This is a genomic window from Methanospirillum lacunae (assembly GCF_003173355.1).
GTDB classification, from domain to species: Archaea; Halobacteriota; Methanomicrobia; order Methanomicrobiales; family Methanospirillaceae; genus Methanospirillum; species Methanospirillum lacunae.
The window spans coordinates 361,035-375,835 of the sequence record NZ_QGMY01000002.1 but is presented as its reverse complement, the minus strand read 5'-3'; the positions used below and the strand labels follow the sequence as shown (position 1 = coordinate 375,835).

At 39.8% G+C, this 14,801-nt stretch carries 9 protein-coding genes; 5 read left to right on the top strand and 4 right to left on the bottom strand.

The window, feature by feature from the left end:
• The first annotated feature begins 27 nt into the window (after nucleotides 1-27).
• On the top strand, nucleotides 28-189 hold the full coding sequence (locus DK846_RS17530) for a hypothetical protein (protein WP_181391576.1): 162 nt from the start codon (nucleotides 28-30) through the stop codon (nucleotides 187-189).
• Nucleotides 190-440: 251 nt separating this feature from the next.
• Here DK846_RS17530 and thiC read toward each other — a convergent pair whose 3' ends face one another.
• Nucleotides 441-1,673: a phosphomethylpyrimidine synthase ThiC gene (gene thiC, locus DK846_RS02085; RefSeq protein WP_109967255.1), complete on the bottom strand. Its 1,233-nt coding sequence runs from the start codon at nucleotides 1,671-1,673 to the stop codon at nucleotides 441-443.
• Between the two features lie 1,158 nt (nucleotides 1,674-2,831).
• On the opposite strand from thiC, the gene DK846_RS18275 reads away from it, so the two are divergent.
• Both DK846_RS18275 and DK846_RS02070 read left to right on the top strand, forming a co-directional pair.
• Nucleotides 2,832-3,047 carry a transposase gene (locus DK846_RS18275; protein WP_109967253.1) on the top strand — a complete coding sequence of 72 codons (216 nt, stop codon included), beginning with the start codon at nucleotides 2,832-2,834 and terminating at the stop codon, nucleotides 3,045-3,047.
• Nucleotides 3,048-3,914: 867 nt separating this feature from the next.
• Nucleotides 3,915-4,757: a class I SAM-dependent methyltransferase gene (locus DK846_RS02070; protein WP_109967252.1), complete on the top strand. Its 843-nt coding sequence runs from the start codon at nucleotides 3,915-3,917 to the stop codon at nucleotides 4,755-4,757.
• 390 nt (nucleotides 4,758-5,147) lie between these two features.
• Here the strand turns inward: DK846_RS02070 and DK846_RS02065 are convergent, their stop codons facing one another.
• From DK846_RS02065 to DK846_RS02055, 3 genes are all read right to left on the bottom strand, one after another.
• Nucleotides 5,148-5,939, bottom strand: a complete 792-nt coding sequence (locus tag DK846_RS02065) for a hypothetical protein (RefSeq protein WP_146201100.1) — start codon at nucleotides 5,937-5,939, stop codon at nucleotides 5,148-5,150.
• Nucleotides 5,940-6,575: 636 nt separating this feature from the next.
• Complete coding sequence (locus tag DK846_RS18100; RefSeq protein ID WP_109967778.1) at nucleotides 6,576-6,707, bottom strand: nucleotidyltransferase family protein; 132 nt, start codon at nucleotides 6,705-6,707, stop codon at nucleotides 6,576-6,578.
• Between the two features lie 669 nt (nucleotides 6,708-7,376).
• The gene (locus DK846_RS02055; protein ID WP_109967250.1) at nucleotides 7,377-9,107 is read right to left on the bottom strand and encodes a histidine kinase N-terminal 7TM domain-containing protein; all 1,731 of its coding nucleotides are present in this window, start codon (nucleotides 9,105-9,107) and stop codon (nucleotides 7,377-7,379) included.
• A gap of 484 nt (nucleotides 9,108-9,591) precedes the next feature.
• Between DK846_RS02055 and DK846_RS02050 the strand changes: the two genes are divergently transcribed.
• Both DK846_RS02050 and DK846_RS02045 read left to right on the top strand, forming a co-directional pair.
• Nucleotides 9,592-13,515, top strand: coding sequence for a PAS domain S-box protein (locus DK846_RS02050; RefSeq protein WP_109967249.1), 3,924 nt, complete (start codon nucleotides 9,592-9,594; stop codon nucleotides 13,513-13,515).
• Between the two features lie 796 nt (nucleotides 13,516-14,311).
• On the top strand, nucleotides 14,312-14,755 hold the full coding sequence (locus DK846_RS02045) for a hypothetical protein (protein WP_146201099.1): 444 nt from the start codon (nucleotides 14,312-14,314) through the stop codon (nucleotides 14,753-14,755).
• Nucleotides 14,756-14,801: the final 46 nt, after the last annotated feature.

Here is a 14,801-nt window from a genome sequence, read left to right as displayed (position 1 = left end):
TCAGGGAATTATACTGCAGTCCGGGGAATGTCAGAGGGTCTGACATCCGGAGGTGTTGATATCACCGGGTCCGGGCTGGTTTCACTGAGTAAGAAAATCGGGACCGTGAACTGGACACAGGAAGAGCGGTCTGTTGCAGCAGGCAGGATGAATGTGAGTGAGTACGGAGAATACGGGGGTGATTCATGAATCTCATGATATTGAATACTCATCCAATTAGGACAGATGAAATAATAAATGGAGTCTATTGATGAAGTGTTTACAAATTAATTCCTATTAAAGGAGGATTATATCTTATATTGTAAAACCACCACAATAAACAGACCTGCCATCTACCTGTCTCCATTACGGTTTCAACCAAACTGATGGAATCAACTCATGATGAAGATAGTTGTCAAAATTCTGGTTCAAATAATACCTGTCCGGAACAGGTAACATCGTCACTGGAGTTCCTGAATGATCTTAATCGCACAGAAATCCCCACACATTGTGCATTCCGGCTCACCATCTGAAAGTGAGGAGGCCCGTTCAGGATCGATGGCACACCTTACCTGTCCCTCTCTGTCAAGAACGGAACGGAGCATGGCGACGGACCGGTCCTCAGCCATAACTCCCGACTTAACAGTATCGCCAATGTGGGCAGCGATCCTGAACGCAATCAGCCCCTCTTTTACAGCATCCACTGTCGGAAGACCGAGATGTTCAGCCGGCGTGATATAGCAGAGATAATCAGCACCGGCAGCACTTGCCGTACTTGCTCCGGCACAGCCAGCGATGTGATCATACCCGACTCCAATATCTGTAGGGAGTGGGCCGGCAACAAAGAGGGGGAAGTCTGCCATTTTTTTATAGCGTCGGATCATCGGGGCGATCCGATCCAGGCGGATGTGGCCACCCGCACCCTCGATAATAACCTGAACCCCGGCAGCATGGGCCTTTTCTGCAAGATATACGTTGTTCTTCTCCTCCATCCGCTGGAGCATATCACGCTGGTCATTGATACAGCCACTCCGTGCCGTATTGCCCAGCGAGAGGACAATATCATGGTCCTGGCAGATGTGGAGGATAGTATCGAAATGTTCAATGAATGGGTTTTCACATTCGTTGATCGCCATGAACGCACTGGTGATAGATCCTCCTTTGGAAACTACCCCCAGGATACGCTTTCTTTTCCGGATCTGTGCGAGCATTGCTGAAGTGACAGTATGGATGACCAGTGAACTCATACCCTCTTCTGCATGAGACCTGACCGTTTCAAGAATATCGTCTGCGGTCATCTTCTTCAGGCCAATCTCCGAAACAGTCTGATATACGGGAACAGTGGTGATGGGGAGGCTGGTCGAAGAGAAGATTGTCTTCCGGATTCGATCTATATCCCCACCCATTGATAAATCGCTGATCGTGTCAGCCCCGAATTTTTCAGCGATTTGTGCTTTTTTTATCTCATCATCAAGACAGACTTTCGAGGATGAGGTTCCCAGATTGACATTGATTTTTGTACGCAGCCCTTTTCCGATACCAGTGTAGTGTCCGTCTCTCTGCATGATGACGATGCTGCCGGATCCTATACATTCCTGAACATATTCAGGAGAGAAACCCTCACTGGCAGCAATGGAATTAACTGCTGATGAAACTTTTCCTTTATGTACGCCTTGGATTAGTGTTGGTGTCATGGGCCAGAATGCTCCGGAATTCTGCTGTATTTTATGGCTGTTCCCACATATGGTTCTTGAGGAGATTCAAATAAGCATGAGAGATGAAATATTCAAGAATTTTGGCAGATTACACGGGAATAGAGCCCGCACCATGCGGTCGCCGGTTGGGTCACTATCGTATAGAACACCTGGTTGTGACACTGCACCGGTGGGCTAGCTTCTGCTCATTGCACGAATAAATTGATCTTACCCCGTCGAAACGGTTTTTTTGATGAAGATGATCTGTTGATCATTAATCGGATTGTTGGATATCCTAATATTTATCAGCCAGATTGGATTGAAACGTTTTTTACGGAATATCTGATCGATAGGGTGGTAGGGAGTATTGTATCTCGGCTTTGCCATAACCAGGAAAAAATGTTCATGGCGATGAGTGAATCGCCCATATGCACGCAATATTACAAATGAATTAGGTTGAGCCGGATGAATATGCCCCAATTCACCCTAACTACTCCAAATATCACTGGCTCATGAAAAGTGTATTCTAATGTCCCTTAATTCTGATAAAAGGAGAAACTCAAACCGAAAGAACTAAGCTACAAGAAGGACATTTATTTTTGGTTATAACAATGAAATCTCTACTTATAGTTGATCCTAACGATCATAAATGGTTATTGCTTGAAACTGTCATTTGTAATTTTGATAAACGCAGATTTGGACAAGAAATCTCTAAAGCGGGTATAAATCCGGGTCCATTTGCCCGATTCTATCTTTCAATAATATTTGTTGCTATGTTTTTCTCTATAGACATCATGTATGTCATTAGTGAAATTAAGAAACGTCCCTAATAACGAAAATTTCTAAATATTAGGGCGATTCCATCTGCCGATTGGCTTTACCAATTTTCGAGTCAATTTTCAGATGAACAATTCATTGCATTAACCAATGGAATATTAAATTCTATAAAACCGAGGAAAAGAACTAAAAAGTCACAAACAATCATAATTGACGGTTCTGCATTATCCATTGATTTGAATTGGTTTCGAAGGAAATATTCAAAATCAAAGCTTGACTCATTACCTTATTCCTGGGGATATTCGCCTTCAAAAGAGTATTACATCGGATATAAACTAACACTGGCAATAGATTCAAAATCATTATTGCCATTAACTTTTTTTGCTACATTCAGGTTCTCCAAATGATTCGAAAATTTTTTCTGAAATAATCGCTGAATTAATGAGAAGAAGCATTTTGAAAGAGAACGATAGTATAATACTTGACAGAGGATGTTACGCATATGAAAATTATGCTGAACCACTTTTAAATCATAGGATTTTGCCGCTTATCATACCAAAAAAGAATCTCAATATCAGAAAACTAAAAAATTTGTGATTTGATATTAGATCGATTCGAAAAAGATAATGTAATATATAAGAAATGAAAAAGTAAAACCAAATGTTATTTAAATCACGATTTTGAGTCTTTTAACAAAATATTAAAATAATTCCATATTTCACCCCTGTGACCTTGCCTCTCACCCCTAATCCCTCTCTCCAAGCCAAACCCCAGGAGAGAGAAACTCGTTTCTTCCGTGGGTGTCTTGGTTCGGTTTGCACCCCATCGCTTCGCTCCTTCGCTACAAAGCCACTAACTTCCATAAAGATCCAGGAAACACTTATGCCAGAAAAATGCGTTTATAATTTTCTGGATATTATGCATGGACTGTTTTCAGCGGATGAACCGGATCAATCCGGTCACCACTTTAGGGGTAGAATGGCTCGACATAACTCCCTGAAATTTCTTATTATTAGCTGAGCGTTCCTCTAGAAATTTGATGTTCTTGCATTTTTCGATTAAGAAAGTAAGAATCCTGTAACTGCCAATTTTAAAAAAAATTAGTCCAAAAATTTACGTAATTTAAGGTACCCAAAATAACATCTATGAATTCGTTTATCTGATGATTCGGTGGAAAAAAATATGCACAGTAAAAATCCCCAGTATGGAGGCTGTCCAGCGTGAATCATCTAACAGGACAGCCTCCTGGAGTTGATACGGGAAAAACGGAAAGGATTTATTGTTAGATGCAGAAATCAATGAGATTTGAAATCTCTAATTTCCAGATATGAACTATCTGAATAGATAGTTGTTCATGTGCCCATCACTAGTGACATCTCATATGAGGTATTGTGTTACCGGATAGGTACCTGAAAGTGAAAACAGGAAACGTCTTTTGAAAGCATCCTAAATCTGGAGATTACTATGCAGATATCCAGCCTTTTAAAAACTATTACTAAACCGGCGCTCTATGAACCAGGCAATGCAAGCATGTGGGAAGACGATTATATCTCCCATCACCTACTTCAACTGCACCTGAATCAGGACTGCGATGCAGCTAGCAGAAAACGAGTTACTATCGAAAGAACAGTTCAGTGGATAGAGAGACATCTGGAAACCAAGCAAAAATCGATCCTTGACCTTGGATGCGGACCTGGTTTATATTGTGAACTTCTAGCAGAACACGGATATCAAGTGACAGGCGTAGATTTTTCGAAACGTTCAATCGAATATGCCCGCCAGAGTAGCACCCATAAAGGATTATCGATCGAATATCTTCAAAGCAATTATCTTGATCTCACCTTTGAGAACCAGTTTGACTTGGTTATCATCATATTCTGTGATTTTGATGTTCTCATTCCACATGATCGAACCAGGTTACTGCAAAATATCTATCGAGCGTTAAAACCAGGGGGATTATTCATTTTTGATACCCTCAATCCCAAAGCACCCGCCGTCATGACAATTCCAGGTAAATCTTGGGATATGGCAAATGACGGGTTTTGGAAAATGGGGACATATCTTGTCCTATCTGAATCATTTCATTATGAGGGAGCAAATGTTATCCTCCAGCAACATATTGTCTGCTCAGAACCGGATCAATGTTCGGTGTACCGTTTCTGGACCCATTATTACCAGTATAACAGTATAGTTGCCATCCTTGGTGAAGAGGGGTTTTCTGTAGAAGACACATGTGATGACCTGTTACCAGATGATGGTTCGGGAACTCATACTATGGTAACCTTCTATGTAGCACGGAAAAAGTGAATTATGATCCATTTTCTTTTTTCCCGGCCATATTCTCATGTTAAGCAGTTTGGCTCTTCGCTGTTTCAAGTGGGGTAAGATGTGGGATGCCATTCAATATGGGATATGGTTATTGCAGAGGATCTTTAGGAGTTAAATTTGGTCAGTACATTAGTGGTTGTTTGCCTCGATATAACTCCCTGGTAATTTCACCCATTATATTTTCTTCAGATATCTTTCAAGAAGTACTTAAAATCTATTGAAAAACAATACGTCTCTTCTGTCAGGGAAAAAATCCGCTACAGAACACTCGTGGAGAGATCAGAGTGGCACCAGAAATTATCGGGAAATTTGAGTGACATGAAGAGATGTTTTTTAGGAATATCAGAAAAAAGAGGAAAAATCCCCTTATCAAGAAGTTGAGTTTGCAGATGTAGTGCAATTTTCACAGTATCCCATCATATACTGCTGGGTTGGATCTGATCCAGGATGGTCTTTAATGTATTTTGCCAGCATTTTCATGCCGCCATCAGTGGTCTTCGGGTCTGCTCCTGAAATGATATAATCATGTCCAACTGAAGCATTTTCACATTTTTCTACTCCATTAACTCCGATATACCATTCAGATGAATTTACAACCAGTCCACAATTGCATACAGCGTTGTCTGATGCTTTTCTTTCTGTATTAACATCTGCTGTAATATCTTGTGGAAGCACTGAACAGGGTTTAGTCCAGCAATCTGCCCAGGTTCCGTTTTGGATGGTTTTCAAATATACATCACCCGTATAATCAGAAGATGTATTAGCAGCGTCGATCTCACGCCCATCAACAGGGGCAGCATTATGGAATGAGTACGTCGATGTAATCTGTCCAACAGCATATCCTGCCTTAATCATCCATTGTCCATCCTCATTTTTGTACATGCCAATGGGGGCCCAGGATGAACAATTCTTTGCTCCTATTGATGGTCCTTTTTCAACCGAACAAGAGCAGATAACTTTTGAGGGGTCATCCTGTGAAGGAACACAATATGCGGTATCACAGAGAGCATATGGTTGATCACAGACACCAGCCGGAGTTACCTCTTTTTTTGCTTCTGAAAGTGAAGCTGTTACATTACTACTTTTTTCAGCGACTGCACTTGAAATCAGACATGAAAAGAGAATTAATACAACAATAATGCTTAAAATTTTTTTAACCATTCCCATACCTCCTACAAAGCAGGGTGATATCAATGGTAGCTTTACAAGGATAAATATCGGTAGGGTTTGTCAAATTGAACGCGTTTTTTCTTGTTAAAACTAAAGATTGTCAGATAATTACTAATGCCACTCATCACATCAATCTTTAAAAATAGGTGACGGAGTTTGATTCTTCTTCTTCCGATTTACATTGACAATCCTTCAATATGAGCAACACATTCAGCGTTCTGTTGAGGAGGAATTACCTCAGAATTTTATAATTCGGGTTTGATCCTTTTTTGACTTTTTCCACAATTTTTAGAGAAAAACTATCAGTTATCTCAAATTCTATCATATGCTCGGAAAGGAGTTGAAAGTCCATCGAATACAACCAGCGGGAGGTTGACAACATCTTATTGCAATGAATTTTGCTTCTTTATTTCCTTCTAAAATTGGTTCTATCGGTGTTTTTTCACCTAATTTTATAAAGTACTTTTGATAGACCAATTAATGAATAAAGTTGGGTAAGAGACACCACTCGTACTCATTTCACCTATCCAAGGCCACGAACCCCTATAAAAAATAGAGATATATCATAGACACCCGGGAAACTACGAGATATTATCAAGGCTATAGACTCAGAAAATTCAAATAGACTTAATCCTCCAGAAAAGACTTCAGGTCCATATAATTATCAAAGATCTCCCTGTTCTCCTGGAAGGCGACAATAATGTCAATGTCACTGTTAGGAAAAGCCTCTCCGCGAATGGATGATCCAAATAATCCAATCCGGACAACTCAATTTTTTTTCTGAAACATTGGAAGGAGAATATTTAGTTTTTCGAGTATGACTTCGGGACTAAAAATCATAATATGAATAGAGATATCCGGGGTAGTTTAATTCCTCTGTAAGAGAGTAATCAGAATATGGGTTGTTTTTCTTTCATGTAAAAATAAGCCCAATTTAGCCTTATTTTATCAGGTAATGAACAAAGAGATCATTAAATAACCCCATATCGTGGTTTTTTGCAATGCACAACAAAAAACCCTCTCAAATCACGTGATTTATAAAAATAACTTTGATTTGAGTGTCACTATTCACACAATAAGGACCCGTAATTCCCCTCCAGATTTACAACATAGTCTATATCAACTCATCCATAAATAGGCCAATATAAAAAGGATATGTAAAGGATTTTTTGGGAGATATTACAAAGACAAAATCAAATTATTTCACTCCAATTTACAATATTAACCAAATAATTGGTTTAATCAGAAAAATAGCACTCTCTCAAAACCAAATTATGACCTGACGTAAAATGGAATCACCAGGTAACTCAGAACAGGAATAAACCCCATTTTTGAGGGTGAATATATTTGATCTCACCCTCTGCTCGAAAACCACGAACCTCCATACAACCAGAGATGAAGGCAATTAATATAACGATATATAAAAAATTATTTCTCTTCCCTCTCCTCACTGCCAGAATTATCTGATCTCTTCCTGACACCACCGGCGGGAATTTTCATCTCAAATCTCACACCTTTTCCATATATCCCGGTTTCATTAATAGTAATAGATGTAATCGACAGGATTTCGCGAATCAGAAACAATCCGTACCCGGTATTTTTCCCAAACCCGCGACTGAATATTTTAGGTTTAATTTCGGGTTCGATTCCCATACCATCATCCTCGTATACCAGAAAATGAATTCCATTTTGTTCATATGAAAATATTGAGATTTTGTGTATTTCCCCTCCATGCCTGATTGAATTATCAAAAAGATTGAAAAATACTTTTTCCAGTAATAAATCAGCAAAAATTTCAACGCTTGAGCGAACTTCAAGCGAAATCCCATCAGCATTTGGAAGAGATTTCCATGCCCGGGTTGCTAATCCTTCTACTGATAACCAGACCGGACTTCCGACTCCAAGATTTTGATAGGCTGCGGTAAACTGAATTAAATCTTTCATCATATCAGAAGAATCCCTGATAATCTCTAAATGATGTTTATAGAGGTCCGGATTGTATGATGAATCGATCATGACATTTGAATATCCTGAAACTATCGCGATTTGATTCAGAAGATCATGCCGGGTAATGCAATTTAATAAACTTAATTTTTTTCCTGCTTCTTCAAGTGCCTTGTTAGACTTTGTAATATCTGATATATCATGTAAAATAACCATCCTGCATGTTATCATCTCTTTCAAATTATAGACCGGATACATCTCAACAAGAAAAAAATATTCTGTCTGGTCTTTTTTCTTGTGAATAGTAAACTTTGTTCCGTCATTTCCAGTTAAGGCCGGGTAATACTCTTTGAGAGGCGAATCTATTGATTCCAGATTCCTTCCCCGCAATATTTCCTGATCTTGATCAAAGAAGAGTGATGCTGCTTCATTAATCTCCAGTATCCGGTTTTTTGGATCCAGTACCATCACACCTTCATGAAGGTAACTGAAAATGTTCCGGTACGGGATATACATGAGATCGAGAAGTTTGTACCTGAATATGGCATGAAGTAAAAAAACACCAATTATCACGAGAAAAATGGGAGACAAATCAAAATCTGGATACAATTTCGGAAACACGAAATATGATAATACACACACGATTCCCACAATAAAGGATAATTGAGTATATTTGAGTTGAGGACGGAGCAATGGCGGAGCATGATAATATACCTGAAGAACAACTAAAAATCCGAAAATGGCAGCTGCAATATTGGCTACAGTGAGGAGTCGGTATAGCATCCCCGGAGTATTGGAAATGACCACCAGGTCATTGATCAGGAGAAATGTTGAATTTTCATAATACAGGTGATGGTAATCATTTGTAAAATACCCGATAAACACGATAACCGGGATGAGAAAAATCAGAAACAATAATTTATTTGTCAGGTATTTCGTATATCCTCCAAATTCCAGTGCAAACAGAATCAGAAAACCTGAAATCCAGGGTATGGCAAGATACTCAAGTTTCAAAAAAAGGACATGAAGTGCGGGATCATCTGTGATAACCTCAAATCCATAGAAGAGAGACCATACAGAGATAAGACCCATCAGAATGCTAAATGATTTTGCACTTCGAATCTCTCTCCTCTTCCATGTGTAAAGGGATAGATATCCTGTAATTAATGCAGAGAGAAAAAATAGGTAAAACAACGGATAATTTTGAAATGCCATACCAGCGAACCCCTTAACTGAAAGAAATATGTTAAATATTTACGACAGTTTTTAACATGCAGCACGTATTACCAGGTCTTTGAGATTTCTGATCAATATTTCATAAGGAGACATTTATAGATGCCTAAACACACTCGTTTGTACCACACAGATCATATTGATTCGTATTCATGCAAAAGATACCATAACTCAGGAAATTAAAATTCAAGAGTGGAATGAAAGTATAATTTATATCAAAAACTCAAATATCAGGAATTATAATACGACCTGGTGCCCAGTCTCAACCGATCACAAGGCTGGCCAATCTTATTTTATCCCAAAAGATACGCATATACTTAAAAAACTGTAATTCAGTACATGAGAGCGGAACAAAAACCCGAACATCTCTCTCTAACATGAAGTTTCCCAACCCATAGATCTAGTGAAATACCCTTATCTGGTAAAAATCTTATAGAAGCATATTGGGAATAGGCAAGAAAAAACGATGACCGATATTTATACCACATTGCGAAGAGACCTGAAAGAACTCACCAGCCCGTCAGGTTTTCTTCAGATTACCTTCATCGCAACTGTCCTTGTTGTCCTCTTCTACATAAGTCTCCGAAATTACCTTCTCTTTCATGGAGTTGTTGAACTCGCCGGTATTGCAGTTGCATTCTCCATCTTCATCATCATCTGGAATACCCGTGGTGTCATCAACGATACATTTTTCCTCATTCTGGGGATCTCATTCCTCTTTATCGGAGGAATTGATCTTGTACATACACTTGCATATAAGGGGATGGGAATAGTACCCGGTCCCGATGCGGATTATGCTACCCAACTCTGGATTGCAGCACGATACTTCCAGAGCATTTCATTCATTATTGGGTCACTTTTTATTGGTAGAACGATTACAAAAGGCCGGAAGTATGATGCAGATATCATCATTACCGTTTTCACTGCAGCCATTACATTGATATTTGCCAGTATCTTCATCTGGCAAATCTTCCCAACCTGCTACATTGAAGGTATCGGGCTCACCCGGTTTAAGATTACAAGTGAGTACCTCATTTCACTCATCCTTATTGCCACGATCATTATCCTGTATCATAAACGGAAACACTTTGATAATGAAGTCTGGCAGTATATCATCGTTGCACAGGTACTCCTCATTCTTGGAGAACTGGCATTCACCTCCTATGTCTCAGTTTTTGGTTTCACGAATATGCTCGGGCACCTCTTCAGATTTTTATCAGTCTATCTATTCTACCGGGCATTTGTCGTCATCAGCCTGACCAGGCCATATAACCTCATCCTCCATGATTTAACAGAAAAGGAAAAAGCCCTGAAGGAGAGTGTGGGACAATTCCGGGCGGTTTTTAATCAGACATTTCATTTGATGGCCGTCCTTGACCCCCAGGGAACCCTGATAGAACTCAACACGGTTGTAACCAAATATCTCCAGGATGAGCATAAAGATCCACGATCAGAACTCGGAAAACCGCTCTGGCTTACCTCATGGTGGACACACGATCCTGCCAGCCAGGAACAATTAAAAAATGCGATCACCCGGGTCAGAAACGGCGAGGTGATACGGTTCGAAACCACCCATCCATTAGGTAAAGAACTGATGGATATCGATTTTTCACTAAAACCAGTGAGAGATCCACAGGGCAATACTATTCTCCTCATTGCCGAAGGTTGGGATATCACTGCTCGTAAAAGAGCAGAGGCGGCGTTGCGGGCAAATGAAGAAAAATATCGGCTTATAGTAGAAAACAGCCAGGACCTCATTTACACACTTAACTCCAGAGGAGAATTCCTCTATGTATCTCCATCTTTTCAAACGGTTCTTGGTTACAATCCTGATGAAATTACCGGTCATTCTTTCCAGCCACTCATCCATCCTGATGATTTTCCCAACCTTCAGGAAGTATTTCAGCGCTATATTAGTGTTGACTGCACTCCCCAAGGAACGGAATATCGTGTCCGTAATGCCTTTGGAGAATGGCGCTGGCACGTCTCCCGAGGAAATGTTATAAGGGATATAGACGGGAATTTTAGTTATTTCATGGGCATTGCGTTTGATATCACCGAACGCAAGAAAGCAGATGAGGCGCTGCAAAAGAGCGAACAACGATTCAGGGAGATTTTTGATAACGTTTCAGAAGGTATCTATCTCCTGGAAGTGACAGAGGATAGCCGCTTTAAGAACCTGGAAGTTAATCCTGCCCTGGAGAAAAGTGTAGGAATCTCCAAAAAAGACCTCATCGGGAAATATGTTGATGAAACAGTCTCTCCGGAGGTTGGTCAGGCAGTAAATGCCAAGTACCGCAGGTGTCTGGAGTTAGGGACAACCTATGAAGATGAGATTGAACTGGATCTGCCTAGTGGAAAACGTATCTTCCATTCATCACTGGTCCCTCTTCGGAACCGGGACGGTCATATAGACCGCATCCTCGGAATCACGTATGAAATTACTGAACGCAGGAGAATAGAGGACGATTTACGTGAGAGTAAGAACCGTCTTGAAACGATAATCGCAAATATCCCGGTGGTTCTCTTTGCAATGGATAAAGAGATGCGTTTCACCCTTTCTGAAGGACTTGGTTTGAGGAGTTTAAATTTTGAACCTAATCAGGTTTTAGGCCAGCGGGTTGATGATTTGTATGCAGAATATCCCGATATCATTATTGCATGTAAAGAAACCTTGAGTGGAAAACCACAATCATTACAAGTAAATATCGATGGCATAATTTTAGATGTTTATACCAATCCAATCTATGATGAAGAGGGAATGGTCTATGGTCTTATTGGAATCGCATCTGATATTACCGAACGAAAACGAGCTGAGGAAGCGCTCCGTCAGAGTGAAGAGGAATTGCGAACACAACTCGAAGAAATTGTTAAAGTTCATCAGGAAAAGGCAAAGAGTGAGGAGAACTTCAGAATTCTTGTAGATAACGCCCCTGATGCAATATATATACAAACAAATAATCGTTTCAGGTACCTCAATAATGCCGCCTTGCAGTTATTTGGCGCCGCTTCAGCAGATCAACTACTGGGAACGGATTTTATTGACCGTATCGATCCCTCATTTCATGAGAATATTCGGGACCGGATACAAAACAATAACGAAGACCAGGTCATAGTCGAACTCCGTGATCTGATTTACCTGAAACTGGATGGAACCCCGGTTTATGTCGGGGTAAAAGAAGTACCATTTGAGTATCAGGGAGAGACCGGCTCACTTGTCATGATCCGGGACATTACTGAACGAAAACGGGCAGAAAAAGCCTTACGGGAGAGCGAGGAACGATATCGTGTCTTGTTTGATGAGTCTCCAATTTCCCTATGGGAGGAAGACTTTTCTAAGATCAGGTACTGGATTGATAAGAAACAAGGAGAAGGTATCGAAGATTTTAGAAGATGGTTTGAAACGCACCCTGATGAAGTCAGGTTATGTGCCAAGATGGTAAAGGTCACCCGAATAAACCGTGCTACACTGCTGTTATTTAAGGCTAAATCCAAAACGGATTTTTCAAGTGGCTTTTCAACCATCTTTGAATCTGACTCTTATACATCCTTCAAAGAGGAGATTATTTCCCTGATATCCGGGAAAACCGAGTTTGAATCTGAACTTCCTTTTCAGACGATGACCGGTGATAAAAGGGTGGTCCTGCTGAAGATGCTCGTTGTACCCGGCTTTGAACAGACTCTTGAAAAAGTCATTATCTCGCTTCTCGATATAACACAACGCAAACTTGCTGAAGATGCGTTAGTTCAGGCAAATGCAAAACTTAACCTGTTATCAAGTATTACCAGACATGATATCGGAAATGATCTCCAGGTAGTTCTTGGTTATCTTGATTTTGCAATGGAGGAAGACCTGAATCAACCGGTGAAAGGGTTTTTAGAAAAAGCATATGCATCTGCAAAAAATGTTGAGGTACAGATATTATTCACACGTGATTACCAGGATATTGGTGTACGTTCACCAATCTGGCAGGATGTCAGTAAAGTGATCTCTCATTCGATCAAATCTATTGATATCAGCCCGATTCAGATTCAAATAGATATATCAGGGGTTGAGGTGTATGCAGACCCATTGATTGAGAAAGTTTTTTTAAACCTTGTTGATAACGCAAAGAGATATGGCGATACTATCACCTTGATTCGATTCTCCGGATTTGAAGGAAAAGAGGGATATTCCATCATCATTGAGGATGACGGGGTAGGAATCCCGACTGAATATAAATCAAAAATTTTCACCAGGGGATACTATAAGCATACCGGATTCGGGCTCAATCTTTCACGAGAAATTCTTGATATCACGGGAATAAGCATCATTGAGACAGGTGTCCCGGGTCATGGAGCAAGGTTTGAGATTTTGGTACCTGCGGGGAAATTTAGAAAGATTGGATAATGATTCCCCTTTATTGACGGATTTCTCTTTTTTCCGATATCTGAAAATGTGTTCCAAAGAGATTCACAAAGAGATAAGGAATACTGAAAAACATCCCCGACAGGTATTGAAAAGGAATCAATTAGGCTCTTAATAGAAATTTTTTAAATCGATAACCATCTTTTGGATCTTACAAAAGAAAAGAGCTAACCTGAAAGGAATCGGAAACATGGATTCCACTTGACAAGTATCTCTATTCATGTAAACTCGATACAGGTGAGATTACTCTTAAACCTTCAATATGAGGGATTTTTTCGTACAAAAAATCATCAGAAGAGATCATCAAAGAATGGTTCTTGTTATGTTGTTCCTCATTCTAATCATAGCCATAATAAGCGTAATCCTGGCATAAATTATGCTTATCATCAGAGATTTTGCCAGAATAGAACAAAACCATTTCCAACGAACCGAACAGTACAGAGACTGATCTATCCTGCCGCTATTGAACAAGTAATCGCGTTTTCCCCTTTCAGACAACTACTTTCGTATAATGGATCCTAATCTTGTGATGATGAGAACTGTTCACTCATGAGGAGATTGATATTGCAAAACGGATACTTCATATTCACAATCATATCACTCATAATACAAAGCATAATGTTTGAAATAATTGAAGTGAAACAGGATTAATTCTAAACGTGCAATCTACATACGCTTCATAGTATGAAGCAATCATTCAGGATTGCTCCAGCACGTTTTGCATTATGCTATGGTACGAGAGAGAAATGATCTTTCTCATCAAAACAGAGGTATTTGTATGAAAAAAATGTGGCTATCAATTATGCTAATATCAGTCATCTCCGGTTCTCTTCTCGTCGCCGGATGTTCATCAGTTATAAACACCAACGATCTCACATTCCTCAGCTCGCTTCAGGAATTTCAGAATGAGTCAGTAACCAGGATAGGACATATCAATGCTGATGTAAAACTGAAGCAGTGGGATGCTGTGAAAGCCGATCTGAAAGAATATCAGGGAGTGATCAAGACCGAGATTGATCATCTGAATTCGCTTCAGGTTTCTGAAAAAGTGATCCCAATACGGGAAAAGGCCATCGTAGCCCTTAATAAACAGGACACAATCATTGAAAAAGTTCAGAATCTTACAGAACTCAACGAATCAGTGATTCCTGACCTTGCAGGTGATTATCTTTCAAGTGCAATCGATACAGCACTCAAGTCCACTCTTTCTGGTAAAGAATGAAAAATCACTTTTCTTTTATTCAAAATCCAATTCGAGATCTCATCCG